Origin of the sequence: Streptomyces sp. NPDC003300 (assembly GCF_040610915.1) — a bacterium.
Lineage (GTDB): Bacteria > Actinomycetota > Actinomycetes > Streptomycetales > Streptomycetaceae > Actinacidiphila.
This window is the reverse complement of sequence record NZ_JBEXNE010000004.1, coordinates 134109-158910: the sequence shown is the minus strand read 5'-3', so window position 1 is coordinate 158910 and position 24802 is coordinate 134109. Positions and strand designations below refer to the sequence as shown.

At 66.4% G+C, this 24802-nt stretch carries 22 protein-coding genes and 3 pseudogenes; 16 read left to right on the top strand and 9 right to left on the bottom strand.

The window, feature by feature from the left end; all coding sequences use genetic code 11:
* Positions 1 to 71: 71 nt before the first annotated feature.
* From ABZX65_RS07810 to ABZX65_RS07800, 3 genes are all read left to right on the top strand, one after another.
* On the top strand, positions 72 to 1043 hold the full coding sequence (locus tag ABZX65_RS07810; RefSeq protein WP_355336062.1) for an EcsC family protein: 972 nt from the start codon (positions 72 to 74) through the stop codon (positions 1041 to 1043).
* 161 nt (positions 1044 to 1204) lie between these two features.
* Positions 1205 to 1867, top strand: a complete 663-nt coding sequence (locus ABZX65_RS07805; protein WP_355336060.1) for a hypothetical protein — start codon at positions 1205 to 1207, stop codon at positions 1865 to 1867.
* Positions 1868 to 1935: 68 nt separating this feature from the next.
* Positions 1936 to 2640, top strand: a complete 705-nt coding sequence (locus ABZX65_RS07800) for a nucleotidyltransferase domain-containing protein (RefSeq protein ID WP_355336058.1) — start codon at positions 1936 to 1938, stop codon at positions 2638 to 2640.
* Positions 2641 to 3468: 828 nt separating this feature from the next.
* Here the strand turns inward: ABZX65_RS07800 and ABZX65_RS07795 are convergent.
* From ABZX65_RS07795 to ABZX65_RS07780, 4 genes are all read right to left on the bottom strand, one after another.
* Positions 3469 to 3663, bottom strand: coding sequence for a hypothetical protein (locus ABZX65_RS07795; RefSeq protein WP_355336057.1), 195 nt, complete (start codon positions 3661 to 3663; stop codon positions 3469 to 3471).
* A 707-nt stretch (positions 3664 to 4370) separates the two neighbouring features.
* Positions 4371 to 4583: a hypothetical protein gene (locus ABZX65_RS07790; protein WP_355336055.1), complete on the bottom strand. Its 213-nt coding sequence runs from the start codon at positions 4581 to 4583 to the stop codon at positions 4371 to 4373.
* A 92-nt stretch (positions 4584 to 4675) separates the two neighbouring features.
* The gene (locus ABZX65_RS07785; protein ID WP_355336053.1) at positions 4676 to 5125 is read right to left on the bottom strand and encodes a hypothetical protein; all 450 of its coding nucleotides are present in this window, start codon (positions 5123 to 5125) and stop codon (positions 4676 to 4678) included.
* Between the two features lie 118 nt (positions 5126 to 5243).
* A complete protein-coding gene (locus ABZX65_RS07780; protein WP_355336051.1) occupies positions 5244 to 6470 on the bottom strand; it encodes a helix-turn-helix transcriptional regulator in 1227 nt (408 codons plus the stop codon).
* Between the two features lie 556 nt (positions 6471 to 7026).
* Between ABZX65_RS07780 and ABZX65_RS07775 the strand changes: the two genes are divergently transcribed.
* The 4 genes from ABZX65_RS07775 to ABZX65_RS07760 are packed head-to-tail and all read left to right on the top strand — an operon-like array spanning position 7027 to position 10362.
* A complete protein-coding gene (locus tag ABZX65_RS07775; protein WP_355336049.1) occupies positions 7027 to 7386 on the top strand; it encodes a hypothetical protein in 360 nt (119 codons plus the stop codon).
* A 4-nt stretch (positions 7387 to 7390) separates the two neighbouring features.
* Positions 7391 to 8692: a radical SAM protein gene (locus ABZX65_RS07770; RefSeq protein WP_355336047.1), complete on the top strand. Its 1302-nt coding sequence runs from the start codon at positions 7391 to 7393 to the stop codon at positions 8690 to 8692.
* Positions 8693 to 8712: 20 nt separating this feature from the next.
* Positions 8713 to 9567 carry a radical SAM protein gene (locus ABZX65_RS07765; protein WP_355336045.1) on the top strand — a complete coding sequence of 285 codons (855 nt, stop codon included), beginning with the start codon at positions 8713 to 8715 and terminating at the stop codon, positions 9565 to 9567.
* Between the two features lie 12 nt (positions 9568 to 9579).
* Entirely contained in the window at positions 9580 to 10362 is a 783-nt protein-coding gene (locus ABZX65_RS07760) for a hypothetical protein (protein WP_355336043.1), read from the top strand.
* Between the two features lie 56 nt (positions 10363 to 10418).
* Here ABZX65_RS07760 and aspS read toward each other — a convergent pair whose 3' ends face one another.
* The 5 genes from aspS to queC all read right to left on the bottom strand — a co-directional run bounded on the left by aspS (position 10419) and on the right by queC (position 14800).
* On the bottom strand, positions 10419 to 11735 hold the full coding sequence (aspS, locus tag ABZX65_RS07755; protein WP_355336041.1) for an aspartate--tRNA(Asn) ligase: 1317 nt from the start codon (positions 11733 to 11735) through the stop codon (positions 10419 to 10421).
* A gap of 597 nt (positions 11736 to 12332) precedes the next feature.
* Entirely contained in the window at positions 12333 to 13106 is a 774-nt protein-coding gene (locus tag ABZX65_RS07750) for a GTP cyclohydrolase I FolE2 (protein ID WP_355336040.1), read from the bottom strand.
* Positions 13107 to 13110: 4 nt separating this feature from the next.
* Positions 13111 to 13467, bottom strand: a complete 357-nt coding sequence (queD, locus tag ABZX65_RS07745; RefSeq protein ID WP_355336038.1) for a 6-carboxytetrahydropterin synthase QueD — start codon at positions 13465 to 13467, stop codon at positions 13111 to 13113.
* Positions 13467 to 14102, bottom strand: coding sequence for a 7-carboxy-7-deazaguanine synthase (gene queE, locus ABZX65_RS07740; RefSeq protein ID WP_355336037.1), 636 nt, complete (start codon positions 14100 to 14102; stop codon positions 13467 to 13469). The genes queD and queE overlap by 1 nt, the downstream gene beginning before the upstream one ends.
* A gap of 2 nt (positions 14103 to 14104) precedes the next feature.
* Complete coding sequence (queC, locus tag ABZX65_RS07735; protein ID WP_355336035.1) at positions 14105 to 14800, bottom strand: 7-cyano-7-deazaguanine synthase QueC; 696 nt, start codon at positions 14798 to 14800, stop codon at positions 14105 to 14107.
* Positions 14801 to 15253: 453 nt separating this feature from the next.
* Between queC and ABZX65_RS07730 the strand changes: the two genes are divergently transcribed.
* The 9 genes and pseudogenes from ABZX65_RS07730 to ABZX65_RS07690 all read left to right on the top strand — a co-directional run bounded on the left by ABZX65_RS07730 (position 15254) and on the right by ABZX65_RS07690 (position 24415).
* Positions 15254 to 15814, top strand: coding sequence for a hypothetical protein (locus ABZX65_RS07730; RefSeq protein ID WP_355336033.1), 561 nt, complete (start codon positions 15254 to 15256; stop codon positions 15812 to 15814).
* Positions 15814 to 16947: a DGQHR domain-containing protein DpdB gene (gene dbpB / locus ABZX65_RS07725; RefSeq protein ID WP_355336031.1), complete on the top strand. Its 1134-nt coding sequence runs from the start codon at positions 15814 to 15816 to the stop codon at positions 16945 to 16947. Before ABZX65_RS07730 ends, dbpB (ABZX65_RS07725) begins: the two co-directional genes overlap by 1 nt.
* The gene (dpdA, locus tag ABZX65_RS07720) at positions 16944 to 18164 is read left to right on the top strand and encodes a tRNA-guanine transglycosylase DpdA (RefSeq protein ID WP_355336029.1); all 1221 of its coding nucleotides are present in this window, start codon (positions 16944 to 16946) and stop codon (positions 18162 to 18164) included. Before dbpB (ABZX65_RS07725) ends, dpdA begins: the two co-directional genes overlap by 4 nt.
* Before the next feature lie 40 nt (positions 18165 to 18204).
* Positions 18205 to 19308 (top strand): DGQHR domain-containing protein DpdB, encoded by a 1104-nt coding sequence (gene dbpB / locus ABZX65_RS07715; RefSeq protein WP_355336027.1) that lies wholly within the window; start codon positions 18205 to 18207, stop codon positions 19306 to 19308.
* A gap of 236 nt (positions 19309 to 19544) precedes the next feature.
* Positions 19545 to 20947: pseudogene (locus tag ABZX65_RS07710) on the top strand (IS1380 family transposase).
* Between the two features lie 353 nt (positions 20948 to 21300).
* A complete protein-coding gene (locus tag ABZX65_RS07705; RefSeq protein ID WP_355336025.1) occupies positions 21301 to 21510 on the top strand; it encodes a hypothetical protein in 210 nt (69 codons plus the stop codon).
* Between the two features lie 171 nt (positions 21511 to 21681).
* A pseudogene (locus ABZX65_RS07700) lies at positions 21682 to 23060 on the top strand (IS1380 family transposase).
* A gap of 429 nt (positions 23061 to 23489) precedes the next feature.
* Positions 23490 to 23834 (top strand): winged helix-turn-helix domain-containing protein, encoded by a 345-nt coding sequence (locus ABZX65_RS07695; RefSeq protein WP_355336023.1) that lies wholly within the window; start codon positions 23490 to 23492, stop codon positions 23832 to 23834.
* Positions 23835 to 23884: 50 nt separating this feature from the next.
* Positions 23885 to 24415 (top strand): annotated as a pseudogene (locus tag ABZX65_RS07690) (transposase).
* Positions 24416 to 24802: the final 387 nt, after the last annotated feature.

Genomic DNA, 24802 nt, shown 5'->3' with positions numbered 1-24802 from the left:
AGCAAGCACAGTCGAAAGGGAGAATCCCAATGAGCCCTCACGCCAGCCCACTCGTCGACGGTGCGCCTCCGATGAGTGCCTACGAGGGGCAGGTGTGGACCGCGCTCAATGAGCACTGGGAGCGCCGCGACAACCGTCGCGGTCTGCCGAACTGGGCGAACGCCGCGCTCGGTCGCACTGGTGAGGCCGCCGGAAGCGCGGTGAGCCGGGTCAGGGACGCTGTGCCCAAGGCAGTCAAGGAACCGATCCGTCGCGCCGGTGACGCCGTCGCCACCAAGGCGGCGCGACCGGCACTCGCGGCAGCGGCAGCGCTGCTCGATCTGGTCAACGACTGGGCGCTGGAGCTGAACGACCCGAAGAGCGTCGAGAAGCTCGCCCGCAAGCGAGGTGTGGAGCTCAACAATTTCACCGAGCTGCGGCAGAAGGACCTCAAGTCCTGCGACAGGCTGCTGACCTTCAACGCCCTCACGTGGCGGACCGCCGGCGCGCTCGAAGGTGGTGCTATGGGCCTGCTGGCCATGGTCCCCGTCGCCGGTATCCCTGTCGCGATGACCGCGGATATCCTCGTCATCCAGGTGCTGAGCACATCGATCGCGGCGCGCATCGCGTACTCCTACGGCTACGACGCCAAAGATCCCGACGAGCAGGTCTTCATCCAGCGCCTGGTACGCCGGTCCTTCGTGGCACAGGCAGCCAAGGTCGAGCCATTGCGTGACACCGCTCGGGCGGCGGAGGCAGTCAGAGGGCGCATACGGTGGTCGGACAAACTCCGCCAGGACCACCATCTCCTGGCCGCACTTGAGAAGCTGATGCAGCAGCTCGGCCCGGCCGGGTCCAAGGTGTCAGTGGAAAACGTCGCCAAGGTCGTACCGGTCGTGGGTGTCCTCGTCGGAGCCGGCATGAATGCCGCGATCCTCGGCAGGGTGTCCGCCGACGCCCAGCGGTATTGCCAGACCCGATTCCTGTGTGACAAATACGGGCTGCCGCTGCCAACCGCGCTCGCGAGGGACCGGGACGACGACCACGAGAGCGGCACCGCGTAAGTATGGCGACCCCCATCGGCTGTTCCGGTTCGCGAAGGCCTTCGCGAGCCGCGTCCCACAGCTCAGGTGCTGTCCGGCCGATCATGACGGCCCGACCGTCTGACGGCCTGACGGGCGAGGGATCATGATCGTGGATCAGCCGGCGAAGGAGCAGGGGATTCATGGTCGCGTTCCACGCGTCCGCGCTGGACGGAGTCGCCCGCAACCCGGCGGTCCCGACACCGTTGCTGCTGCGCTTGCTCGCCTTCGACGGCGGTGACGGTCCGCCCCGTCACGCACTCCAGCGGGCCGAACTCCCCGAGCCGGCCGTCGCGCTGATCCTGGCTCACCCGAACCCGGGCGCCCGTACCGACTTCGCGATGAGCGCCAGGGCCGAGCCTGCGCAGCGGGCCCGGCTCGCGGACGACCCTCTCCCCAAGGTGCGGGGCGCTCTCGCATACGGACCCGAGTGGTGCGACCCGCGTACGACGGTCGCGCCGCTGCCGGACATTGTGTGCGCCCGCCTGTTCGACGACCCCGACCCGTCCGTCCGGACGGCCCTGCTGGACTCACCTCATCTCGCGCCCTCATTCGTGGCCGCCTTGGCTACGCACCGGGATCCGGCAGCGCGTCGCAGCGCGGTGCGCGCATGGGAGGAGCTGCCGCCGGACGAGCGGTCAGCGCTGCTTGCCGACCCCGACCCTGAGGTGCGGCGGGCCGGCGCGCTGGGGGAGTGCCGACGGGACGCGCGCGTCACCGCCGGACTCCTCCGCGATCCGACGTCCGCCGCCGAAGCGCTGCGCCCTACGGCTCGTCCGGGAAGTCCCCAGATACGAAGGCCATGATCGACCGGAGAGGGTCTAGGGACGAAACCACGATGCGTGCGATCCACAGCTGATCGACAATCTCTCCCATGGAACCGACCGACGCCGCGCACGCCGTGGTCAAAGAACTCCACCCCGACGCACGGGCCGCCTTCCTCTGCGGCGGCGTCATCACCGACCGCCGCACGGCGACATCGGACCTGGACATCGTCATCGTCCTGGACGGTGAGCCGGCACCGTACCGGTTGAGCGTCCACCGGCACGGCTGGCCCGTCGAACTGTTCGTGCACACCGAGGAGACCTGGCACGCCTTCATCGAGCGGGAAGTCCCCACACGCCGGTGCCCGCTCATGTGGATGTGCGCCGGCGGCACCCTTCTCTTCGACACCGACAGGGTGGGCGCCCGCATCAAAGCCCACGCCGAATCGCTGGTCGCGGCCGGTCCCCCACCGACACCCGTCGAGGAGATCGAAAACCGCCGCTACGCACTCACCGACCTCCTCGACGACCTCACCAGTTGCACCGACCCCGGCGAACGCCTCTTCATCTCCACCGAAATCGCCCGCCGCACCGCCGAACTCACCCTCGCCGTCCACAACACCTGGAATGGCGGCGGCAAATGGCTCGCTCGCCGCCTCGACACCGCAGCCCCCGGCCTCACCGCACGCCTCCACACCGGCGTTCAGCAGGCCCTCGACGGCCGAACAGCACGACTCATCGCAATCGCCGACGAGGCCCTCAACCAGGCCGGAGGCCGTCTGTGGGCCGGCTACCACCGCAGTGGAAAGCCCTAGAACCGTCCGGCGCCGACCCAAGTAAATGGGCCGGCGCCGTCATGAGCTTTCTGACGTCGATCCGGGCGGCCCCGCGGCCCACCTACAAGTACAGCTCCGCGCCATCAAGTGAGCTCGCCTCGGGCACGACCACGCCGAGCGTCTGCTGCACGGACGCGTCCGCGAGCCGCGTGGTCTGCTGATCGCCGTCCGCTTCATGGATGAGGCGGAGGCCGTTCTGCCGGGCGACGCGGCGAACGGCTGAAGCGCTCGGGACGAACGCCAGCGTGCGGCTGATTAGGGGCCGCGAGCGTATCGTCGGCGTGGTCCTTCAGCGAGACGATGGGGAGGTTCTGGGCGTCACCGACCGAAGGAGCGCTTTCCTCCGCCCGCGAAGGCCACCATCGCCAGGCCGGAGGCGCGCCGCGTTCGATCGGGTCGTGACCGCAAGCTCTATTCATCGCGCGTGATCTGCGGCACATCTGTTGCGTAGGAGCAGGTAGCGCACTGGTTCGTGCTGCGAGTGCCGAGAACTTCGGCACTCGCAGCACGAACCGATTCCAAGCGGTGACGCTGATCACCTGCGGCCTCCCCTCCGAACCCTCCCAAACCCCAGTTGGTACCGGTCCGGGCCAGCAACTTCCAGACGGGCAACCACCGTCCGACACGCAACTCCTCCATCGCGAAACGTAATTCCTCGTCCCGACCCGCCGGATGATAGGCGGGGCGGAATATTTCATCCCGAGAAGACACCAGCCGGCCTCCGTTCACACGCGGTCTGAATTTTGGGGGCCCGATTACGGCCCCTTGGGCGCACAACCTCCGCATTGGCACGCCGGAGATGTGTGTCTAGAAGTGGATGCCGCCAATCACGTTGGCAACGTTCGCAATTCCCTGTGATATCGCCAGTGCCGCTCGCGACGTGGCCGCCTCAAAACCGAGCAGGGCGCAGACCAGCGCGGGCATCGGCTTGACCGCCTTCTGCCGAAGCAGCAGCACAACGACGATCAGCAGGACAAGAAGAAGAGAGATGCTAAGCGCCACAGCGCTGGGCCCTCTCGCTGGTCTCACCGCGCATTGGGGTACATGCGAGCGCTGAATTGAGTAGTTCGGCGACAACGGCGAGCATTCTGGCTCCGATTGAGGGCGACGAGAAACACATGAAAGGTCGCGCGCCCGCTTGTGGCGGGCGGGCTGAGTGCTGGGAACCCGCCCGCCACAAGGGACTTGTGCGTTACCGCCCCGTACCTGAGCGTGCTCGGCCGAGAGGCAAGGCCGTACGGGGGTTGGGCGTCGGAAGGACGCCCAGGGCCTTGCCCATCGCTCCCCCTCTCCAACAGGGAGGGAGGTGGGTCACCCCGCAGCAGGCAGACGGCCGGGAAGGTGTCCCACGACCGAAGTCATCTGCTGCGGGGCAGTTTCACGGTGTGCGGCGAGCCGTTGGAGGCCGTCACGACGAGCGACGGGTTCGCGTGCACTGACGTGGTTCAGCCGTCGCCTCGCCGCGCACCGTCGTGTCCCCGTAGCGCCCGGCACTGCGACAGACGGCACACGCGTGCACTTGGCACGAGAGCTGTCGCGCGGAGCCGTCGATGGCCACCCTCGCCCAACCGATGTAGACCAACCGGCCCTGGCGCGTGCCGCATACGACGCCCGCCTTCCCCGACAGCCGGTCGCCGGAGACGTCGGCCGCGAGAGCGAGAACGACCCGCGCGTCCGTCGTCGGCGGCGATGTCAACACGGCCATCGCCTCAGGCCGCTGCCAGATCCGCAGCTCGGTTCTCTGCGTCGCGCCGGTCGATCAGTCGCTCCAGGAGTGCCCAGTGGAGCTCCATCTCGTCCGGGCTCAGCACCAGCTCGATCTCCAGCTCGGTGCCGTCGTGCTGGTGCAGGGTGAGCGGAATCGTCGCGTGCTGCCGACTGTGGTCGTACTGCGGGTCCTTCTTGCGAGGGGTGGCGTACACCAGACCGGCCTTCCATCGAATGATCAGGGTGGGTGAACGACGCTCCGAATCCGGACCGTGCGCGCTTCCGGCGCAGGTGCGGGCCGACGCGTCTACGGCGCAGGGCTCGGCGGAAAACTCGGGCCCTGCTGTTCCTTGCGTGCCTTGGCAAGGGCACGTCGCAACGAGTCAGCCCGCGCGAAGACGCGTGGTTGGGTGGGGAGGCTGTGCCAGTGCAGGCCCGGCGGAGAAATCCGGTGGGCCGGAGGGACAACGACATGACACGAACGCCCGAGCGCGACGGTTGCCGGCTCGTCCCAACCCTCGCTGGCGCCTACGGACGCCAGGAAATACATACGCGGCTCAGGTCCCCCGTCGTCCAGAATCACCGGGCCGAGCTGCTGGCCGGCCTCGACCAGAAACGCGATGGCTCGACGGCCGATGGTTTCGGGCGCACGGATCGCGTCCCACCACCTCCCCGCGGCACACAGATCGGCTTCCTCACCGATGGGCATCCATCGAGGCGGCCGAGCGGCAGCGCCGGGGTTGGCTTCGGACATCATGCGAATGGCCTCCTCACAACTGGCTGTGAGAAGACCATTCCATTCTGCAAGCGCCGTGAGCACACAGACTGTCCGCAGGTAACGCCCCCTCGCTCTCTTGACGAGACGTCAATTTGTGCTAGATGCCAGCCCAACTCGCGAACGACGAGAGCTCGTTGGACGGATGCGCGTCGATGCGGAGCAGCGCGCCCGCGGTCTCCCGTACCGACGGGTGGAAGCGTGTGTGGTTCGGGGCGAGCTTCCGCGCACGCTGGAGATCCGCGAACGCACCCGCCCGGTCTCCCACCGTGAGCTTCGCCGCTGCCACGTCAATGTGATGGTGACTCGACCGTTCGCCGACCGTCGATGTCGGCGGCGCCCACTCACCGCCCTCCGGCGCCCACTCCACCAAGCGGGCCAGCGCTTGCTCGGCGTCTCCCATGTCGATCATCGCGTGGACGTCGTGGATGCGGATGTTCGTCGGTCCGAACGAGGTCTCGTACGCGATGGAGTCCCGGTTGCCCGCCATCATCGCGATCGCTTCGGCCTCCCGGAGATACTCCCTGGCGGCGTCCGGCCGGTTCTCCCGGGACTCGACCACTGCCAGCTTGAGCACCAGGGCGCCGTCAACCGCCAGGGCGTCCTCGGTGAACGCGCGCTCGGGCTGCGTCCTCTCCAGTTCGTCCCGCAGCGCCAGAAGCTTGCGGCGGGCAGGCCCGAAGGCGCCTTGTCGCAACATCGCGCCGGCGACGAGATACCCAGCGGTGAACTGCATCAACCGGTCGCCGGACCGGTCAGCCGCCCATCGCACGCGCTCCAACGCGGTGTTCGACAGATCGTGGTGACCCAGCTTGTGGGCCAGGGAGTTCACCGCACGGTACGCTCTGGCCAGGTGCCAGAACGCCTTTCGCTGATCAGCCCCGTTCGCGTCGAGCGCCACGTGCGACAGCTCACTGATGATCGGCGGCAGCAACGGCCCCATCGGCACGTACCGCGCATCACGACGCAGCGCCGACACCTGGTCGACCTCCGACGCGAGCACCGCCAGAGAACGCGGAGCGATCTCCAGCTCGTCGGGGGTGTCGTAGCAGAGCAGCAGGCGGCGCAGCTCGGGGACAACGGCGTGCACCCCGTCCTCCGCCTCGGGCTCACCGTAGTACGGCTGGCCGGTCAGCACTTCCGGGCCGAAGTGCAGGGCGTTCGCCAGCGCCAGCATCAAGGACGGGGTGGCCTTGCGAGCGCCCGACTCCAGCTTCTGGAGGTAGCTCGGCGAGATCGCCACCTTCTGCGCGAGCTGCGCAGCCGACAGTTGGCGCGTCCTGCGCGCTATGCGGAGCCGGTCTCCCAGCGTCAGGTTCTCAGTCATGGACGGTTCGGTCCCTTCGAGTCGCAGCACTCACGACCAGCGTACGGACGTTGTCCACCCCCGCCGGTCCGATCATCAACTGTTAACCTCCCGCTCCGCCCGGCCGACGGGCGCTTTCTAGGCAGACTCGCCTGATCAGTCGACGGGCGCGGAGGCCGTGCCCAACTGCCTTGCCAGCTCCGCTAGCAGATCGACCGTCCCCGTCAAGGGAGTGCGCGGCAGATTCCTGCGGACAATCTGTCCGCACACGACGGTCACGGATTGGAATAGTCATCTCACGCGCAGTTGTCGGCGGGGCTCTCCGTTTCCTACGGCGTAGACCCGTCTGGATCTGTAATCGAGTCGCCTGCTCAGCCGGTCTGACCGTCGCCTTCGTAGCTCTGGAATGACCCCGAAGCGCTCAGTGGCGCACGCCAGATCGAGCCGGGCGCGGAGACGCGGGAGACAGGGCCAACCGCAGGAATCCGCGGGGCTATGAGCACCCGGCCGACGACTGCCGGATCGGATCAGAACTGCCCACCCCCGGGCATCCATCGTCCCATCAAGGAGATAAGTCATGCCAAAAGCCAGGCGAGAAAAGCAGGACCACCTGATCTACGCGGATGTCGTGGACTCCAAGACCAAGGCAGGCGTGTGGATGGGTGAGCGCGCCTCCTTCCGCGACGAGCAGGGCCGCATCCTCGAAGCGTTGAAGGACAGCACCGACTGGGTCGGCCTGGACGGCGCGATCATGGTCATCAGCACCGAGCCCGCCGGGCTCACGGTCATCGCGCCGAATCCGACGCTGCCCGGCGTCATCGTCCTCTCCGACGGCGGCTCTCCGGCCGCCACGGCCCGGCTCCAGGCCGATGGCGAGAGGCAGGTCCGCGGGGTCATGGCGGAACTGGGCATCGCCGAAGAGGAAACGGTGGCCTGACCGAATGGCCACCCCCCAACTCCTGTGGGGGAAATACTTCCAGTACGACCGCGACGGAGAGGCTGTTCTCCTCGACCCGGTCACGCTGGAAAGTGTGCTTCTCGACGCCGGCGAGGTCACCGACCGCGCCGGCGTTCCCCCAACCGCGACGCACGCAGCCCTCGCCGGGCTTGGCTTCACCCACGACGCACCGGCAGTCGACCGCCGTGAAGCCCTCCACGACCGCCTCCACACACTCGGCGTCAGTCCCACGCCGCGCCGGGTCAGCGGACTCCGGGTGGTTCTCACCGATCGCTGCAACATGGCCTGCACGTATTGCTTCGTCGATACGAACAGCGGAAAACCGGACATGACGGAACAAGAACTGTCCGACGGCTTGGAGTTCCTGTTCGAGCAGAACGCAGGGCAGGAAGAGGTCTCGATCCAGTGGTTCGGCGGCGAGCCGACCATCCGCTTCGACCTCATGAAGTACGGCGACGCGCTCGCCGACACCCTCGCGGCCCGCTACGGCGTGGCCCGGGTGAGGCGTACGGTCGTCACCAACGGTGCCCGCCTCACCGACGAGGCGCTCGACCACTTCGTTGAACATCAGTACGGAGTGGGTATTTCCATCGATGGCCCGCCGGGAATCAACTCGGAGAACCGGCTTCTTCTGGGCGGGCAGCCCGCCGACGACCGTATCCGCCGAAACGTCCACCGCCTCGTCCAGGCGAACGGTCTGCACGTGGGCTGCAATCTCACGCCGACACGTTCCAACATCGGGCGCTTGGCCGAGAGCGTGCGGTGGATCATCGACGAGCTCGGCCTCAAGTTCATCTACGTCAACACGCCCATTCCCACAGGGGGCAGGTGGCGGGTGAACGGCGCGGACCTGGCCCGAGAGCTCTCCGAGGCCCGGCTGACCGCGCTCGGCAAGGGCGGGATGCTGTTCTCCGTCCTCGACCGGGCCTTCCAAGCACTCGACACCCGTCGGCCCATGCTCTTCGACCACCTGCAGGGGGACCGCAGCCTCAACGCCGCGCTACTGCCCGGCAACCGGATCAGCGTGTGCGACATCAACTTCACCGAGCCCACGTTCCTCCACACCCTCGACGAGTTACGGTCCAACCCCGGACTCCTCGCCGGGGCAGCGAAGAACGTCGCGCCGATCAGCGAGTGCGGCGACTGCCCGGCGCTGGCCATCTGCGGCGGCCCGTCTCGTAACGAACAGGCCCTCATCGGCGGCCGTACACCTGATCCCGAGATGTGCGCCTTCTACCAAGGCACCGTCGCCGTCGCGGTGTGGGACAGCACGGGGGTCCAATGAACCCCCGTGCTCGTACGGCCTTGATATCGACAGCCGGGCACTGCGCGGTCGCGTGCGGCTTCTGCTTTCGAGCCGACCGCGCTCATGGCTTCCTGAGCGTCGCGACCTACACGCGCTCCCTCTCCCGGTTGAGGGAAGCCGGCGTCGAAGCCGTGTGCATCACCGGAGGTGAGCCCACTCACCACCCCGACCTTCGGCAACTCGTCCGCCTGGCCGTCCAGTTCGGCATGAGCGTGTCCATGGTCACCTCGGCCCGTACGAAGGCTGAGGTCGCTGCCCTGGCGGAGGTCGGTCACCTCTTGACGAATGTGACCGTCTCAGCCGACTCCCGGGGCGCAATGGCGCTGGGCCGCACCGCCCGGACCGCGGTCTCGGCCGTCGCGACGCTGAACGCGGTCGACACCCCGTCGAAGGTGCTCCATCTGACCTACTGGGACGTGCACGCGGACGAGGCCGCGCAGCTCGCCGGTCTCGTCGCGGGCACAGAGATCGCTGTTCAACTGAGCCCCGTGCTCCTCTCCGAAGAAGCCTTGCGGTGGGCGGGACGCTCGGCCGAGGACTCCCTCGTACAACGCGAGAGCGATACGGCGGTGTTGAGCCGGCACTTCCGCCTGTCCGAGGGATACAAGCTCTACCTCGACGACCTACGGCGCACGCAGTCGTCCGACGAAGAGAGCCACCCGTGCCAGTCGGCCGCCCTCTACGTATCGGCCAAGGGCGAAATTCGCCAGTGTCCTTACGGCGCATCCGCGACGAGCGTCCACGCCACGCGTGCGGAGATCAAAGCCTTCCTTGACGCGCCGACGAACGACCGTGTCCAGCCCGACTGCGTGGCCATCTGCCGGCGCACCTCACACGACTGCGCGGCCGTCTGAAAGGAGGACCACGTGAAACCACCGGTCGCGGTCACCGACCCCGAAGACTTCACAACTCGCTGGAGGCAGCCGCCGAACTTCCCCGTACGAGTCCCCCTCGACTATCAGTTCCCGCCCGCCCTCGACGTTCTCGACCTCGTCCGCCAGGACGAGGAAGTACGGTTCACCATCCTCGGGCCGGACGACTGGCGGGTACGTATGGATCGCACGGCAGCGTTCCGGACGGCTCCGGTCAAGGAAGTCATTCATTGGTCTTTCCGCCTCGTCCACTTCAACCTCGCACGGTTCTACGGCGAGGTCCTGAAGGGCTTCCAGGAGGAAGTCATGGTGCCCTGGCGCACCTACCTGTCAGCGCAAGGTTTCACCTGGCAGCGGTGCGCTCCGATCCTGTTCCTGTCCACGCAGGGTGTGGCTTCTACGTACCACTGCGACAACTCGCACGGCCTGGTGTGGCAGGTGCACGGAGTCAAGACCTTCCACAGCTACCACGATCCGGACAAGCACCTGTCGGCGGAAGGCGCGATCCTCGGAGAGACCACCGCGGAAGACGCCCCAAGGCATGAGGAAAAGGATCGGCAGTCGGCGACCATGCGGCCGGGCGACCAGTTGTGGAGCCATGCGTTGACGCCGCACTGGGTCACCACCGAGTCTCCACTTGCGCTCAGTGTCACTCTCTCCCACGGCGGCCTGTGCCGTCGTGGGTCGTACTCCGACCGAGAGCTGGCGCTGCGCGACTACTGGGACAGGAACCCCGCCGAGGCGTGGACCCTTGACCTCGGCCACACCCGATTCTGAGCGAACCTGCTGCACCACCGTCAATGTGACGGTGGTGCAGCAACGTGAGCCTGCGGTCAGGGTGTGAGGCGGTTCGGTCCGCGGAACAGGAAGGTGGCCTCGCGGATCGAGTCCAGGCCGAGCATCACCATCAGGATGCGGCCCAGGCCGGCCCCCAGGCCGCCGTGCGGTGGGCACCCGAACCGGAAGATGTTGAGGTAGTCCCGCATGGACTCGACCTCCATGCCCTTCTCCTCGGCCTGCTTCAGCAGCACGTCGGAGCGGTGCTCACGCTGGGCCCCCGTGGTGATCTCCAGGCCCTTCCAGAGCAGGTCGAAGCTGAGCGTCAGGTCAGGCTCGTCCGTCGGCCGCATGTGGTAGAAGGGCCGAATGCTGGCCGGGTAGCGAGTGATGAACACGAATTCATGGCCCGTGGTCTCTGCGATGTGGGCAGCGAGAGCGCGCTCGCCTTCCGGGTCCAGGTCCTCCTTGATTCCCTCCGGGTCCCAGCCTCCGGCCCGCAGGACCCTCTGCGCCTCGGCCATCGTGATCCTGGCGAACGGCACCTCCGGCACGACGACCTCAACACCGAGGGCCGTTCGGATCGCCTCACCGTGAATCTCGGCGACCTTCGCGATCGCGTGCGCGAGCATCCGCTCCTCGAAGCGCATCACGTCCTCGACGTCGTCGATCCACGACAGTTCTACATCCACGCCGGTGAACTCGGTCGCATGCCGAGAGGTGAAGGACGGCTCCGCCCGGAAGACCGGCCCGACCTCGAAGACCCGGTCGATACCGGCCGCCACGGCCATCTGCTTGTAGAACTGTGGCGACTGCGCAAGGTACGCCGAGCGGTCGAAGTACCCCAGCTTGAACACCTCGGCCCCGGACTCCGAGGCGGTGCCCATGAGCTTGGGGGTGTGCATCTCGGTGCAGCCGTTCCGCATGGCGTACTCGCGCAGACCCTCCTCCAGCGTCGTCTGCACGGCGAACACCAGTTGTGCGGCGGCCCTCTTGCGTACGTCGAGGAAGCGCCAGTCGAGTCGGTGCTCCAGACCGGTGTGCTCGTCGATCGGGAGGGGCGTCTCCGCGCGGTTCAGCACTTCGACCGTCTCGGGCACGATCTCCAGACCACCCAGGTTGACCTGGGCCGCCTCTACGACACGTCCGGTGATACGGACCGCCGATTCGGGACTGAGCGATTCGAGGACGGCTTCGAGGTGCCCGCCGTCGCGCTTATGGGTCACCTGGGCCATGCCGCTGTGGTCGCGCAGGATGACGAACTGCATCTTGCGTTGCAGTCGCAGCGCGTTCACCCAGCCGGAGACCGACACCGATTGGCCGATACGGCCGCGTAGGTCGGCGATCAGCACGCGGCTAGTGGGGTGGATCATCGCAGCCCTCCAGGGGCGTCGTCATGATCCCTTGGGAGTGCGGGCGAGAAGGGGCAACTCGCGGTGCCACCGCACTTTCGCCGCCACCCGCAACGGGCAGCGGCCTCATTCAGCCCGATAACAGGGGCTAGCTGGCGGGGCATTGGGCCCGAAGGCCGTTCCTCCCCGCGCTCGGGAGGGTCTTCACCATGGGCGCGAGGCCGCTTTCCCAGCTATCAGCGACTCTCTCTGCCCGCGTGATCCATGGCTACTCGTCTCCGTCGACGCGTTGCCAGACACGATACGGAGGGTTAAGTGTGCCCGCAACGGAACCACCGTGTCGTGCCGCAGTTCACACTCTTCAGCCTTCGGCCGAGACGATGAGTTTGGGCCGTGCCCGGCAGCGCGAAGGCAAAGAGCGCCAACGTTGCTGGTGCGTAGAACTGAGGGTGGCGTGCCGGCCCGACTGCGCGGCCCTGGACGCATTGCAAGATCTCGATCCGGAGGGATTAGCGGAGAAAGGGGCGGATACTGGCCGTACCGCCTTCGGCTTCCTCATCCTCGGCCGACGCCGACACATTTCCGAGTTGCACTGCCGGCTAAGGGCTGCCCCCTGAATCAACAGGTGTAGGTCAGGGTGGCAATGGCGTCGTGGCTGTGAATGCTCTCCAGGTTCTTTGCCTTGACGGCGTGGGAGATACCCTTTTTGCGACAAGCGAGGCTTATTTCGCGGATGATGTCTTCGACGAACGCGGGGCGGTCGTAGGCCTGCATGGTGACGACGCGTTCGTCGGACCGTTTGATGAGGGGGATCACGGGGGCGGAACCGGTGGAGCGAAGTAGTTGGATGATCTCGTGGACGGGCAGCGGGTAGGGGGTGTCAGCGCTGCCGGTCACCTGGAGGGTGATCTCGCTGCGCTGGTTGTGCGCGCCGTAGTCGGAGATGGCCTTGGAGCACGGGCACAGGCTGGTGACATCGGTGGTGACCTCGGTTGTGACGGTGCAGCCGTCCGGGGTGATGCGGCCACTGATGGTGATGTCGTGTGTCTGCCAGGATTCCTGCCGGCTGGCGGGAGCGGTGACCGATGTGGCGAGCGGCAGCGCGAGGGTGAGAGTCAGAGCCGGGGCGTCCAGCAGGCTGAGGCCCCGCTTGAGGGCAAGGGGCAGTTCCTGCGGGGTGAGGGTGGCGATTTCCTCGTGCACGAGCGCGATCATGCGGCTCATGTGGGTGCCGCGCCGGTCGGCTTGGAGAGCGACGGTGACGCTGATGTCGGCGATGCCTTGCTGGCGGGTATGGCCGTCGTCGAAGGTGAGGGGGTAGCGCAGGCCGCTGATGCCGACCTCGTCGATAGCGATGCCGCGGTTGTCGGGTTCGTTTTGAATGTCGTGCATGCGTCTACTCCCCTCGGTAGGTGCAGCCGGAAGTGCAGGTCTCGCGCACGGTGATCGCGGACAGGACGGGGAGTTCGGTGATCATCCGGTCCCAGATCCAGCGGGCCAGGTTTTCGCTGGTGGGGTTCTCAAGACCCTCGATGTCATTGAGGTAGTAGTGGTCCAGTTGTGCGTCGATCGGTTTGAAAGCCTGCTTGATGTCGCCGAAGTCCATCACCCAGCCCAACTCCGCATCCACGGGGGCCTCGACGTGCACGGAAACCGCGTAGGAGTGGCCGTGCAGGCGGGCACACTTGTGCCCGTCAGGCACGCGCGGCAGGCGGTGGGCCGCTTCGAAGGTGAACTCGCGAAAGATTTCCATTACTGAATTCCCAGATACTTGTGCGTCTGGAGAGAAAGCGTCCAGCGCGGGTTCTTCATGCAGTACTCGACAGCGGCGCGGGTGTGGTCCTCGCGGTGGGCGTCATCCAGCGGTTGCAGTCTGAAGTGGCGGAAGCCGAGGTCTTCGAACTGCGCCGGTTCGCCACCGGCTTGGGGGTAGACCAGTTTCAGTTCGTCGCCGCGGGTGAGGACCAGCGTGGAGCCGATCTTCGGGCTGACGCACAGCCAGTCGATACCGCGCGGGGCCGGCCGGGTACCGTTGGTCTCCACCGCGATCTCGAAGCCGCGGCCGTGGAAGGCGTCGATGGCTGCCTCGTCCAACTGCAGCAGGGGCTCTCCACCGGTGCACACCACGAACCGGTGGGTCGGGTCGGTGGTGGGCCAGGCGGCCTCCACGGCATCGGCCAGATCGTCGGCGGTGGCAAAGCGGCCGCCGCCTTCGCCGTCGGTGCCGACGAAATCGGTGTCGCAGAACTGGCAGATGGCGCGGGAGCGGTCCTGCTCCCGGCCCGTCCACAGGTTGCAGCGGGAGAAGCGGCAAAAGACTGCCGGTCGTCCGGCATGGCTGCCTTCGCCCTGCAGCGTGTAGAAAATTTCCTTGATCAGGTAGGTCATGCTCAGACGCTCTGGTACCGGACGGGATCCTTCACGCCGACTTCGGCGAAGCCCTTCAGGCGCAGCAGGCAGGTGTCGCACTTGCCGCAGGCCCGTCCCTGCTCGTCGGGGTCATAGCAGGAGGAGGTGAGGGAGTAGTCCACGCCCAGGCGCAGGCCCTCGCGGACGATGTCTGCCTTGGACAGTGCGATCAGGGGGGAGTGCAGCGTGATCTTGGAGGTTCCTTCGACTCCCGCCCGGGTGGCCAGGTTGGCCATTGCGGCAAACGCCTCCATGTACTCGGGGCGGCAGTCGGGGTAGCCGCTGTAGTCCACGGCCGTCACACCGGTGAAGATGTCGCTGGCGCCGACGGTCTCGGCGAATGCCAGCGCGAACGACAAAAAGATCGTATTGCGGGCGGGCACGTAGGTGATCGGCACCCCCGCATCCTTTACCTCTTGCAGCGTCTCGTGCTTGGGCACCTCGATGTCAGCCGTCAGCGCGGAGCCGCCGAAGACCCGCAGATCGATGTCGGCGATGACGTGCCGGGCTACGCCCTGAACCGCGGCGACACGCTGCGCGGCCTCCAACTCGATGCTGTGCCGCTGGCCGTAGCGGAAGCTGAGTGCATAGGGAGTGAACCCCTGGTCCTTCGCGATGGCCAGCACCGTGGTCGAGTCCAGGCCGCCGCTCAGCAACACGATCGCGGGACGGTCCATGCTGTCACTCCCTTGTCTGAAGTCCAGTTGCCTCAGTCGAGACAGGTGCAGCCTACCTCGCTAACTAGCGGCTACAGTAACCTCAACAGCAAGCGAGTTACGGAAGCCAGGGGTCGAGTCGCAGTGAACGAGTTGCCCATCGTGGTCACGTGCACGGACCGGAAGGCCTCGCCCCCTGCGGCCGATCTGCACGCCCGCGCGCTACCGGCGGGGGAGGTGCCGCGGCGGGCCTCGGAGTGGGCACGCCGCCTGGGCGCCGGGCAGGGCCAGCGGCAACTGGACGGGTTGTACCAGGGAGATCAGTGGAGGCGCGCTCTTGCGCTAACCGCCACCGCATCCCAGGCAGGATTCGCCCCTCGCCTATACGCGGCCTCGGCCGGCCTGGGCCTGCGGCCAGTCTCCAGCCTCGCGCCCTCGTATGCCGCGACTTTCATGCCACGACACGCAGATTCCGTGGTTTCCTCCACCGCCGAGGCGGTCGACTGGTGGGATCACCTGCAACGCATGGACGGCAGTTGCGACCTTAGCCAGATCGTGACGGCCGCCGGACGGGCGCTGGTGGTGCTGTCAGAGACCTACGCCCAGGCCATGCACCGCGACCTGCTCGCGCTCGGTGCCACCGGCGCCGAGGTGGTGTTGATCGGGGGCGCCAGCGATCTGGACGGAGTGACGCGCGTGCCGGCCAACGCCGCCCTGCGGCGCGCCCTGGGAGGCACTTTGACCAGTCTGAATGTCCGGACGGCGGCATCCTGGCTGGAGCACTGCACACCGGGCCGCCTCATCACCCCCACCGCACAGGCGCGATGGGCCGGATGGGCTGCCCAGGCGGCCCACCGCGAACTCTACGCCCGCACACCGGTGCCGGACGAGACGGTGATCTCCTTCATCAAGGAGATGAAGCACCTCCACCCCGACTCCTCCCGTACCCGTCTGCTGCGCCTGCTGCGAGACAAGGGGATGGCCTGCGAACAAAAACGCTTCGCGGACCTGTACACGGCAACGATTGGCCGCTGATGAGTTCCACTGTGCTTAAGCGCCGGGCCCTGCGGATCGAGCAGCACCCCACGATCCCGCTGTATGTCTTCACGCTGGCGGCCGAGGAGGTGGCTCAGGTCGCCGACGTCGCACGGATCTCCCGGGACGAAGCGGGCAAGCTGATCGGCTATCAGCGCCCCGAGAAGAAGCAGCACGTGAGGCAGATCCTGCAGTACCTCGACAGCGACGAGGTCCTCTTCCCCAACGGTCTGATCCTGGCGCTGCCCTCCACCGTGCGGTTCAAGTCCAGCCCCGGCCCGGGCAGCAGCGATGGCCTGTGCACCTCGGGGACGCTGGAAATCCCCCTGCCCGATTCACACGATGCCCCCCGGCCGGCCTGGATCGTCGATGGCCAGCAGCGCAGTCTGGCCCTGGCCCGCACCCACAACACCCGCCTGGCCGTCACCATCGCCGGCTTTGTCGCCGAAGACCTGGAAACCCAACGGGACCAGTTCTTGCGCGTGAACACGGTTTCCCCTCTGCCCACCAACCTCGTCACGGAGCTCCTCCCGGAGGTCGGCACGGCCTTGCCGACCAAACTCTCCGCCCGCAAGCTCCCCTCCGTCCTGGTCGAAGCCCTCAACCACGACAAGGACTCACCGTTTCGCGGACTGGTGCGCCGCCCCTCCACCACTGCGGAGCAAAAAGCGGATGCCGTGGTCACGGACAACAGCCTCACCACGGCCATCCAGGAATCCCTCAACTCCCCCTCAGGCGCCTTCTTCCCCTACAAGAACCTGTCCAACGGCACCGTTGATACGGCCACCATCCGCCAGATCCTGGTCGTCTACTGGAGCGCCGTGCGTGACACCTTCCCCGAAGCATGGGGGCTGCCCCCCACTCAGAGTCGGCTGATGCACGGGGTGGGCATCCGCTCCATGGGGCGTCTGATGGACCGCGTGATGATGGCCATCGACCCCGGCTCTCCCCGCGCCCTTGAGCAGGCACGGGCCGAACTCGCCCTGATCGCCCCGCACTGCTACTGGACCAAGGGGCGCTGGCCCGACCTGAACACTCCCTGGAACGAACTCCAAAACAACCCCCGCCACATCAGTACTCTGTCGAACTACCTCCTCCGTATCTATGTGCAGGAAAAGGCAAAAGCCGCGTGAAATTCTATTTCCCTGACAGTCAGGACCTGGTAAGCCCCACCTACGACTTCATCAACGACGAGTACTCGCCCTACCGAGTACGGCAACGTGATGACGTCTACGCCCACCAGGCCGTGACACCGATCCCCTACGACGGGATCCTTGTCAGCAAGGCGGTAGTCGACGGATCCATAAACGGCGCGGGTAAATATTCCGCCCCGCAGCGCGAGCGTTTCTACCGCCTAGGTGTGAAGAACTTCTTCCGCCTGCCTGAGACATGCTCCACCATCGGTGACTGCGGCGCCTTCAATTACATCGACGAAGAGCGCCCGCCCTATGAGGTGGACGAAGTCCTCGACTTCTACGGCCGATGCGGATTTGACGCGGGCATCAGCATCGACCACATCATCTTCGGCTACATTCCGGAAGAATCCGACGCGGAACCCGAAGAGGCGTGGATAAACCGCCAGCAGATTTCCCTCGAACTCGCCGAAGATTTCATCGCCGCCGCCCCCGCGTCAGGCACACGCTTCGAACCGGTCGGCGCAGCCCAAGGGTGGGGCCCGCACAGTTATGCGCACAGCGTCCAGGAACTGCAGAAGATGGGCTACCGGCGGATCGCCCTGGGAGGCATGGTCCCCCTCAAATCATACGAGATCCTCGCCTGCCTGCGCGCTATCGACTCCACCCGCACCCCCGACACCCAGTTGCACCTGCTCGGCATCAACCGGGTCGACAGCATGGAGCAGTTCGCCCGCCACGGTGTGACCAGTTTCGACAGCACCTCCGTCTTCCGTCAGGCATTTATGGACGACCGCAACAACTACCACACAGCCACCGACTCCTACACGGCCATCAGAGTCCCGCAGGTCGACGGCAACCCCGCCCTCAAACGGCTCATTTTGTCCGGCAGCGTCTCCCAGGCCCAGGCCATCACCGCCGAACGAGCCTGCCTGCGCGCCCTACGGGAATTCGACCGCGAAGAAACGCCACTCGAAGACGTACTCGCCGCCCTCGAAACCTACGAATCCCTCGTCCTCGGACAGAAAAAGAAGAGCTACCTCACCTACTATGAACGCACGCTTAGCGACGCCCCCTGGCGCACCTGCCCCTGCGCCCTGTGCGGCACGCACGGTATTGAGATTGCGATATTTCGAGGAACCGAACGCAATAAACGCCGGGGATTCCATAATCTGACCGTACTCGAGGCAAAAATGCGCTCCCTCACTTTCGACTAAAACGAACCACCCCTGTTTTTTGAACATGTCAGGAGATGCGATGGCCGACCGATACGAACTCAGGCTCCCGGCACTCGAAGTACGCCAGGGCGACAGAAAAATCTACTGCTTTGCCGTCGACGGGAAGAAACTCCACGGCTTCGCAGCCGTCTCCCGCATCCGCCGGGATGACAGCAGCAACCTGAAGGGCTACCAGCGCCCCGAAGTCCTCAGCCACATTCGAGGCATCCGCCGCTACCTTGAGTCCGACAACGCCATGCTTCCCAACGCCCTGGTCCTCGCTTTCGACGAATCCGTCAGGTTCGAAAGCGCAGCGCGCCGTCCCACTGGCGTCGACTACTCCGTCCCCGGCGAACTAGTCATCCCTGTCGACGAGTCCCTGCCCGACGAGGACAAGCCCGCCCTGATCGTCGACGGCCAGCAGCGCAGCGCCGCCATCCGCGATGCGGACCTCGCCGAATTCCCCGTAGCCGTAGTCGGATTCATCGCCGACAACCACGAAGACCAGCGGTCCCAGTTCATCTTGGTCAACTCCACCAAGCCACTCCCCAAGGGCCTCATCCACGAACTGCTGCCCGACACCAGCGGTCATCTCCCGCCCGCCTACGCCCGCAAGCGTCTGCCGGCCCAACTGATGACCCGCCTCAACACCGACGGCCAGGGTCCCTTCTACGGCCGCATCGCCAGTCCCACCTCACCCCACGGCAACATCAAAGACACCAGCCTGCTCCGCATGCTGGAACATAGCCTCTTCGAAGGCGCCCTCTACCAGTACCGCAACCCCGAAGACGGCTCTGGCGACGTCGAGAGCATGCTGACGCACCTGCGCTCCTACTGGAGCATCGTAAAAGAGACCTTTAGCGACGCCTGGAAACTCCCGCCCCGCCAATCTCGCCTCACCCACGGCGTCGGCATCCAGGCCATGGGCTTCGTCATGGACAGCCTCACCGACGGCATGGCAGCCGACCAAGTCGACTGCAAACTCGTTCGCAACGCTGTTCTGGGCCTGATGCCCATCACCGCCTGGACCTCAGGCATGTGGCGCTTTGCCGACGGGGAACAGCGCCGTTGGAACGGCCTGCAGAACACCCCCAACGACATTCGCCTGCTCACCGACCTGCTGGTACGCGCCGTCCGCAACTGACCTGTTGATTCACCGTGCCGGGCCGGGCCCAGTGAACAGCCCAACCTGACCGGGGCTTACCGTGGCTGCCGCCGCCCACCGAGGGCACGCAGATGATGCCAGCCGACTCGCTAGCCTCGGGCTTTCGCGGGAGTGCCTGTCCGGTCCTCGATCAAATAAGTGGAGAGTGCTGCTGACCTGCAACGAGTAAGACCTGCTGAGGGCCTGTAGGTGGTAGAAAAAGACGCACTTCTCAGGTGAAGAAGCGTATCGGGTCGTATCCGCGTGTCCGCGTCGGGGACGGGGGCGCGGGGCGGCCTCGCAGGCCGGTGGGGTCCTACTGCTGATGGAAGCGGTCCGCAAGATGGGGCTGGACGCAGCGATATCGGCGTCGCTGTTGGCGGGGGCAAGCCCCGGGCCCTGCATGACCCGGGCAAAATGCTGCTGGACCTCGCGCTGCCGGTGGCTGGGCGGGGAGTGCCTGTCGGATATCGGCGTGCTAAGGGCCGAACCTGCCGTGTTCGGGCCCGTGGCCTCCGATCCCACGGTGTCGCGACTGGTGGAGACCCTGACCCGGTCGGATCCTCGTGCGCTGACCGCGATCCGCCGGGCAGGGCCGGAGTCCGCGAGCGGGTATGGGGGTTGGCGGCACCGATGCCCCCGACACGGACGGGCAGGCTACCGTGGACATCGACGGGGTGCTGGTCCTGGCGCATTCCGAGGAGCAGGACGCCACCGCGACGTGGAAGAAACCTTCGGGCATCATCCGCTGGTCGGATTCGTCAACCACGGCCGGGCCGGCTCCGGGGAGCCGGTGTCCGCCGTGCTGCGGGCCGGGCAACGCCGGCAGCAACAACGCAGCTGACCACACCACCACCACGAATCTGGCTCTGGCCCAGTTGCCGAAGCAGTACCGGCGACGCCGGCAAACACTGATCCGAACCGACTCCGCAGGTGGCACCCAGGGGTTCTTCAACTGGCTCACCGCACGGGGCCCGTGGTTGTCCTACTCGGTCGGGATGACGATCACCGACGCCATCCACCACGCTGTTCTGCAGATTCCGGGCCCGGCCTTGACTCCGGCAGTCGAACCGGACGGCCAACTCCGTGACGGTGCCTGGGTCGCCGAACTTGCCAGCGACGTCCTGAACACCTGGCCGACGGGGATTCAATTGATCGTGGGGAAAAAACGCCCGTACCCCGGGGCCCAGTTGAGGGTCACTGACGCCGACGGCATGCGCCTGACCTGCTTCGCCACCAACACCACCGGCACCGCGATCTCGGCGCTCGAACTGCGCCACCGCCAACGCGCCCGCGCTGAGGACCGCATCCGCGCCGCCCGCGACACCGGCCTGCGCAACCTCTCCCTGCACCACACCGTCAGCAACCAGATCTGGCTGGAGATCGTCCGGCTCGCCATGAACCTGCTGGCCTAAGATGCCGATGCTGCCCTAACTGGCCAAGCCCGCTGCTGGGAACCCAAAAAGCTCCGATCAGACTGTTCTCTGCCGCCCGCCTGGTCACCACGGGCCGCCGACACATCCTCCGCCTGGGCGGCCACTGGCCGTCGACCGAAACGATCACCAGTGCCTACAACCGCCTGCAAGTCCTACCGGATCCCGGCTGGCCAGCAATAACGACACGTCCCGCAACCGAATGACTCCGGACCCGTGGAACCCGGCGCCCACCCGACACGACAATCGGGCCATCGATCTGCCCATCCCCGGAACGAACCGAGATCCCGCACGCAAGAAGCCCCGGCCAACGTCCAACGAGGGCTCATGCAAGGTCGAGGCTAGCGCGGCGTCAACCTACACAGATACCACGGAGTTGACCTACTATCCGGTAACTCGCTACCGTTTCAGCATCGTTGAGGGGCCCGACCACGGACTGCCGTGGTCGGGCCCCCTTTTTGTCCTCTTCTGCACGAGGCAGGAGAGACGAGCGGAGCGTCGCCGTCATCTGGTTCCTAGGCCGCGAGAGCGGCGACGCCCCACCAAGAGGGGATTACCCATGACTCACCAGCATGACATGCCTCCCAACAAGGAGCACCGTTGCCCGGTCGCGGCCGACACCGATCCCGTGGGCGGACCCCGGTCCATGCGCGTCACCTTCGGCAAGCACTTCAACCTGTCCGTGTCCCTGTCTGTCTCGCCCGCCTTCCTCACCTTCCTGGGCGTTGCCGCTGGTGTCGCCGGCGGGAACTTTTGGTTCCTGCTCTAGCCACCTGGAACCTCCCCCGCGCCTGGTCTGGCGCAGCCAGGAGCGCTAGCGTCGCGCTTTCGCCATGCAGGTTGTCCGATGAGTGATCGCGTAAGCGAAAAGTGCCTCTGACCAGCACGAATGAGGATCTTCGAGGTCCTTGTTCCTGCTCCAGCCGGAGGCACTTCTCAGGTGAAGAAGAGCATCGGGTTCTATCCGGTACCCGCGTCGAGGGCGGTGGCCACGGGGTAGTCTCGGACGTCGGGGTAGTTCTACTGGTTGAGACGGTCCGCACGTCAGAGCCGGACGATACGATATCGGCGGCACTGACACCGTGGCGCAAGCCGCGGGCCATGCAGGATCCGGGAAAGGTCTTGCTGGACATCGCGCCCGCCACACTTCTCAGCGGGGGCTGCCTGGCAGATGTCGAGGTCCTGCGGGCCGAGCCAGAGGTGGGCGGGCCGGTGGCATCCGATCCGACGGTCTCCCGTCTCATCGACACCCTTACCGCAGCGGGACCCAAGGCGCTGACCGCGATCCGCTCGGCCTGGGCCGAAGCCCGTCGGCGGGTCTGGGAACTGGCCGGTGCGAACGGTCCGGCCGCCGCCGGACCGGTGATCGTGGACATCGACGGTGTGCTGGTCCTCGCGCTCTCCGAGAAGCAGGACGCCCCCGCGACCTGCAAGAAAACCTTCGGCCATCACCCGCTCGTCGCGTTCGTCGTCCACGGCCAGGCCGTTTCGGGAGAGCCGGTGGCCGCCGGGCTGCGGCCGGGCAACGCGGGCTCCAACACCGCGAGTGATCACATCACTACCACCCAGCTCCCCCTGGCCCAACTCCCCGGACACCTGCGGCGGGGACAACGGACCCTGATCCGAACCGACTCCGCCAACTGCACCCACGCCTTCCTCAACTTGGCTTCCCAGCCCGCCCGGTGACTGACGTATTCCGTCGGAATGACCATCACCGACGCCATCCACCAGGCCGTGCTGAAGATCCCGAAGAAGGCGTGGACACCGGCCTATGACGCCGAGGGGATCGAGTTGCCCAGCGCCTGAGTTGCGGAGATCACCGACATGCCCGATCGGAGCACCTGGCCGAAAGGCATGCGGCTGATCGTCCGCAAGGAACAGCCCCGCCCCCGGGCCCAGTTGTGCCTTACCGACCTTGAGGGCCATCGCCTCACCTGCTTCGCCATCAACACCACCGGCGGGCAGTTCACCAACCCGGAACTACGCCACCGTCGGCGTCCCCGCTGCGAGGACCGCATCCGAAACGCCCGCGACACCGGACTGCGCAACCTGCCCCTGCACGAGTCCGCCCAGAAATGGATCTGGCTCAAGATCATCTCCCTCGCACTCGATCTCCTCGCCTGGATGCCGATGCCTGCCCTGACAGCAGAAACCCGCCACTGGGGACCCAAACGGCTTCGCCTGCGGTTGTTCTCCGCCGCCGCCCAGATCCTCACCACCGGCCGCCGACGCTGGCTCCGCTTCACCGCCAAGTGGCCCTGGACCGACGTCATCACCCAGGCGCTCAACCGTCTGCAGAGCTTGCCGAACCCCGGCTAACCAGCCACGTCAACCACCCCAACCACAAGCACGACCGCTCCGGCAAAGAGGAACCCGGCGCCACCCGACGCGACAGCCGGACCCTCAGCCCCCCCGGCCCCGAAAAAACCGCACCAAACAAACACAGAGCCCCAGTCATCACACCGACGAGGACTCGTGGAAAATTCGAGGCCAGGAGCAGTCGTCCACCCGATGGAGAGTTTGCACGCGAACGTGCTGTTACTGAGGTTGAACTTGTGGAGTCGTAGGGGCTGACGTTTGGTGCCTGTCTGCGGTATCCCCGGAGGATGCAGTATCCACAGGGTGGCGGGCTGACCGCCGAACGGCAGTTGCAAGCGCGGGGAGTTACTGCTTCAGGCGGCTGAGCGGTTCGCGCGGGATGGGGGCAGTACGTCGATCGCCAGGGACCTGCGGGTCAGTGTCCGTTCGGTGCAGCGATGGCGTCACGCGTGGGCCGAGGGCGGTCCGCGATCCTTGCGGTCGCAGGGCCCGGCGTCGCTCCCGAGGCTGAGCGAGAAGCAGTTCGCCCAACTGGAGGCGGAGTTGGCGAAGGGGTCGGCCGCGCACGGCTGGGAGGACCAGCGCTGGACTCTGGGGCGGGTCAAGACCGTGATCGGCCGGCGCTTCCACCTGACCTACACGATCCAGGGGGTGCGCAAGCTGCTGGTCCGTAACGGCTGGTCCTGCCAGGTTCCGGCCCGTCGTGCCATGGAGCGCGACGATGACGCCATGGCCGGGTGGGTCAAGGAGGTGTGGCCCCGCGCGGAAGGTTAGCGGCGGCTCGTGGGGCCTGGCTGGTCTTCGAGGACGAAGCCGGCTTCTCCATGACGCCGCCGCACGCCAGAACCTGGTCACCGCGTGGCCGCACCCCGGTCGTGCGGCTCCGCGGACGTTCCCGCAGGCGGATATCCATCGCGGCGTTGACCTGCTACAGACCCGGCTACCGGTCCCGGCTGATCTACCGGCCCCGCCGGGACGACGGCCGACGCGACGGACGCAAGAGCTTCTCCTGGCGCGACTACCGCAACCTGCTGACCGCCGCCCACCAGCAACTCGGCGGCCCGATCGTGCTCGTCTGGGACAATCTCAACGTCCACAAAGCCGTCGGCCTGCGAGAATTCGCCGAAGCGCGGGACTGGCTGTCCATTTACTATCTGCCGCCCTAGGCGCCCGATCTCAACCCCGTGGAAGGGATCTGGTCCCTCCTGCGGTGCGGCTGGCTCTCCAACGTCGCCTTCAGCACTCCCGAACACCTCGTGCAGACCGTCCGGCGCGGCCTACGGCACATCCAGTACCGCAACCACCTCATCGACGGCTGCCTCGCCGAGACCGGCCTGACCATCAAACCCGCCTGAGCAACGGCACGACATCACGAGTTCAACCTCAGTAACTACCGATCAGTACCTCGACCCGCCTGTTTCACGTCTGTCGCCGCGGCAGATTGTGGACGCTGTCGCCCTGCCCATCGGGTCGCTCCGGCAGTCGCAGAGGCTTCCGGCGGGCTGCGTTGCCTGCGGTGTCAGATCTCGGCCGTGACTACTCCAGGGGTCCGGATCGACGGTTTGGGTTACGAAACGATGTGATCCTCTTTATCGTTATCTCACCGACACTATCCAGATGGAGTGGGGCGAAGCGGGCAGAGTTTCGAGCGGCCGGTTGCCGGACCATGTTGGAAGGGCAGCGCGTGAGCGGCGCCGATGCATGGAACGGGGGGCCGGGGTCGGGTGTGTACCCAAGATCGT

Bases quoted from the DNA above. Each gene is read 5' to 3' on its own strand.
- ABZX65_RS07750 (WP_355336040.1), bottom strand. From the start codon at position 13,106: ATGCACGACATTCAAAACGAACCCGACAACCGCGGCATCGCTATCGAC.
- ABZX65_RS07805 (WP_355336060.1), top strand. From the start codon at position 1,205: ATGGTCGCGTTCCACGCGTCCGCGCTGGACGGAGTCGCCCGCAACCCG.
- dbpB (WP_355336027.1), top strand. From the start codon at position 18,205: ATGGCCGACCGATACGAACTCAGGCTCCCGGCACTCGAAGTACGCCAG.
- aspS (WP_355336041.1), bottom strand. From the start codon at position 11,735: ATGATCCACCCCACTAGCCGCGTGCTGATCGCCGACCTACGCGGCCGT.
- ABZX65_RS07810 (WP_355336062.1), top strand. From the start codon at position 72: ATGAGTGCCTACGAGGGGCAGGTGTGGACCGCGCTCAATGAGCACTGG.
- queC (WP_355336035.1), bottom strand. From the start codon at position 14,800: ATGGACCGTCCCGCGATCGTGTTGCTGAGCGGCGGCCTGGACTCGACC.
- queE (WP_355336037.1), bottom strand. From the start codon at position 14,102: ATGACCTACCTGATCAAGGAAATTTTCTACACGCTGCAGGGCGAAGGC.
- dbpB (WP_355336031.1), top strand. From the start codon at position 15,814: ATGAGTTCCACTGTGCTTAAGCGCCGGGCCCTGCGGATCGAGCAGCAC.
- ABZX65_RS07780 (WP_355336051.1), bottom strand. From the start codon at position 6,470: ATGACTGAGAACCTGACGCTGGGAGACCGGCTCCGCATAGCGCGCAGG.
- ABZX65_RS07785 (WP_355336053.1), bottom strand. From the start codon at position 5,125: ATGATGTCCGAAGCCAACCCCGGCGCTGCCGCTCGGCCGCCTCGATGG.
- queD (WP_355336038.1), bottom strand. From the start codon at position 13,467: ATGGAAATCTTTCGCGAGTTCACCTTCGAAGCGGCCCACCGCCTGCCG.
- ABZX65_RS07705 (WP_355336025.1), top strand. From the start codon at position 21,301: ATGACTCACCAGCATGACATGCCTCCCAACAAGGAGCACCGTTGCCCG.
- ABZX65_RS07770 (WP_355336047.1), top strand. From the start codon at position 7,391: ATGGCCACCCCCCAACTCCTGTGGGGGAAATACTTCCAGTACGACCGC.
- ABZX65_RS07775 (WP_355336049.1), top strand. From the start codon at position 7,027: ATGCCAAAAGCCAGGCGAGAAAAGCAGGACCACCTGATCTACGCGGAT.
- ABZX65_RS07800 (WP_355336058.1), top strand. From the start codon at position 1,936: ATGGAACCGACCGACGCCGCGCACGCCGTGGTCAAAGAACTCCACCCC.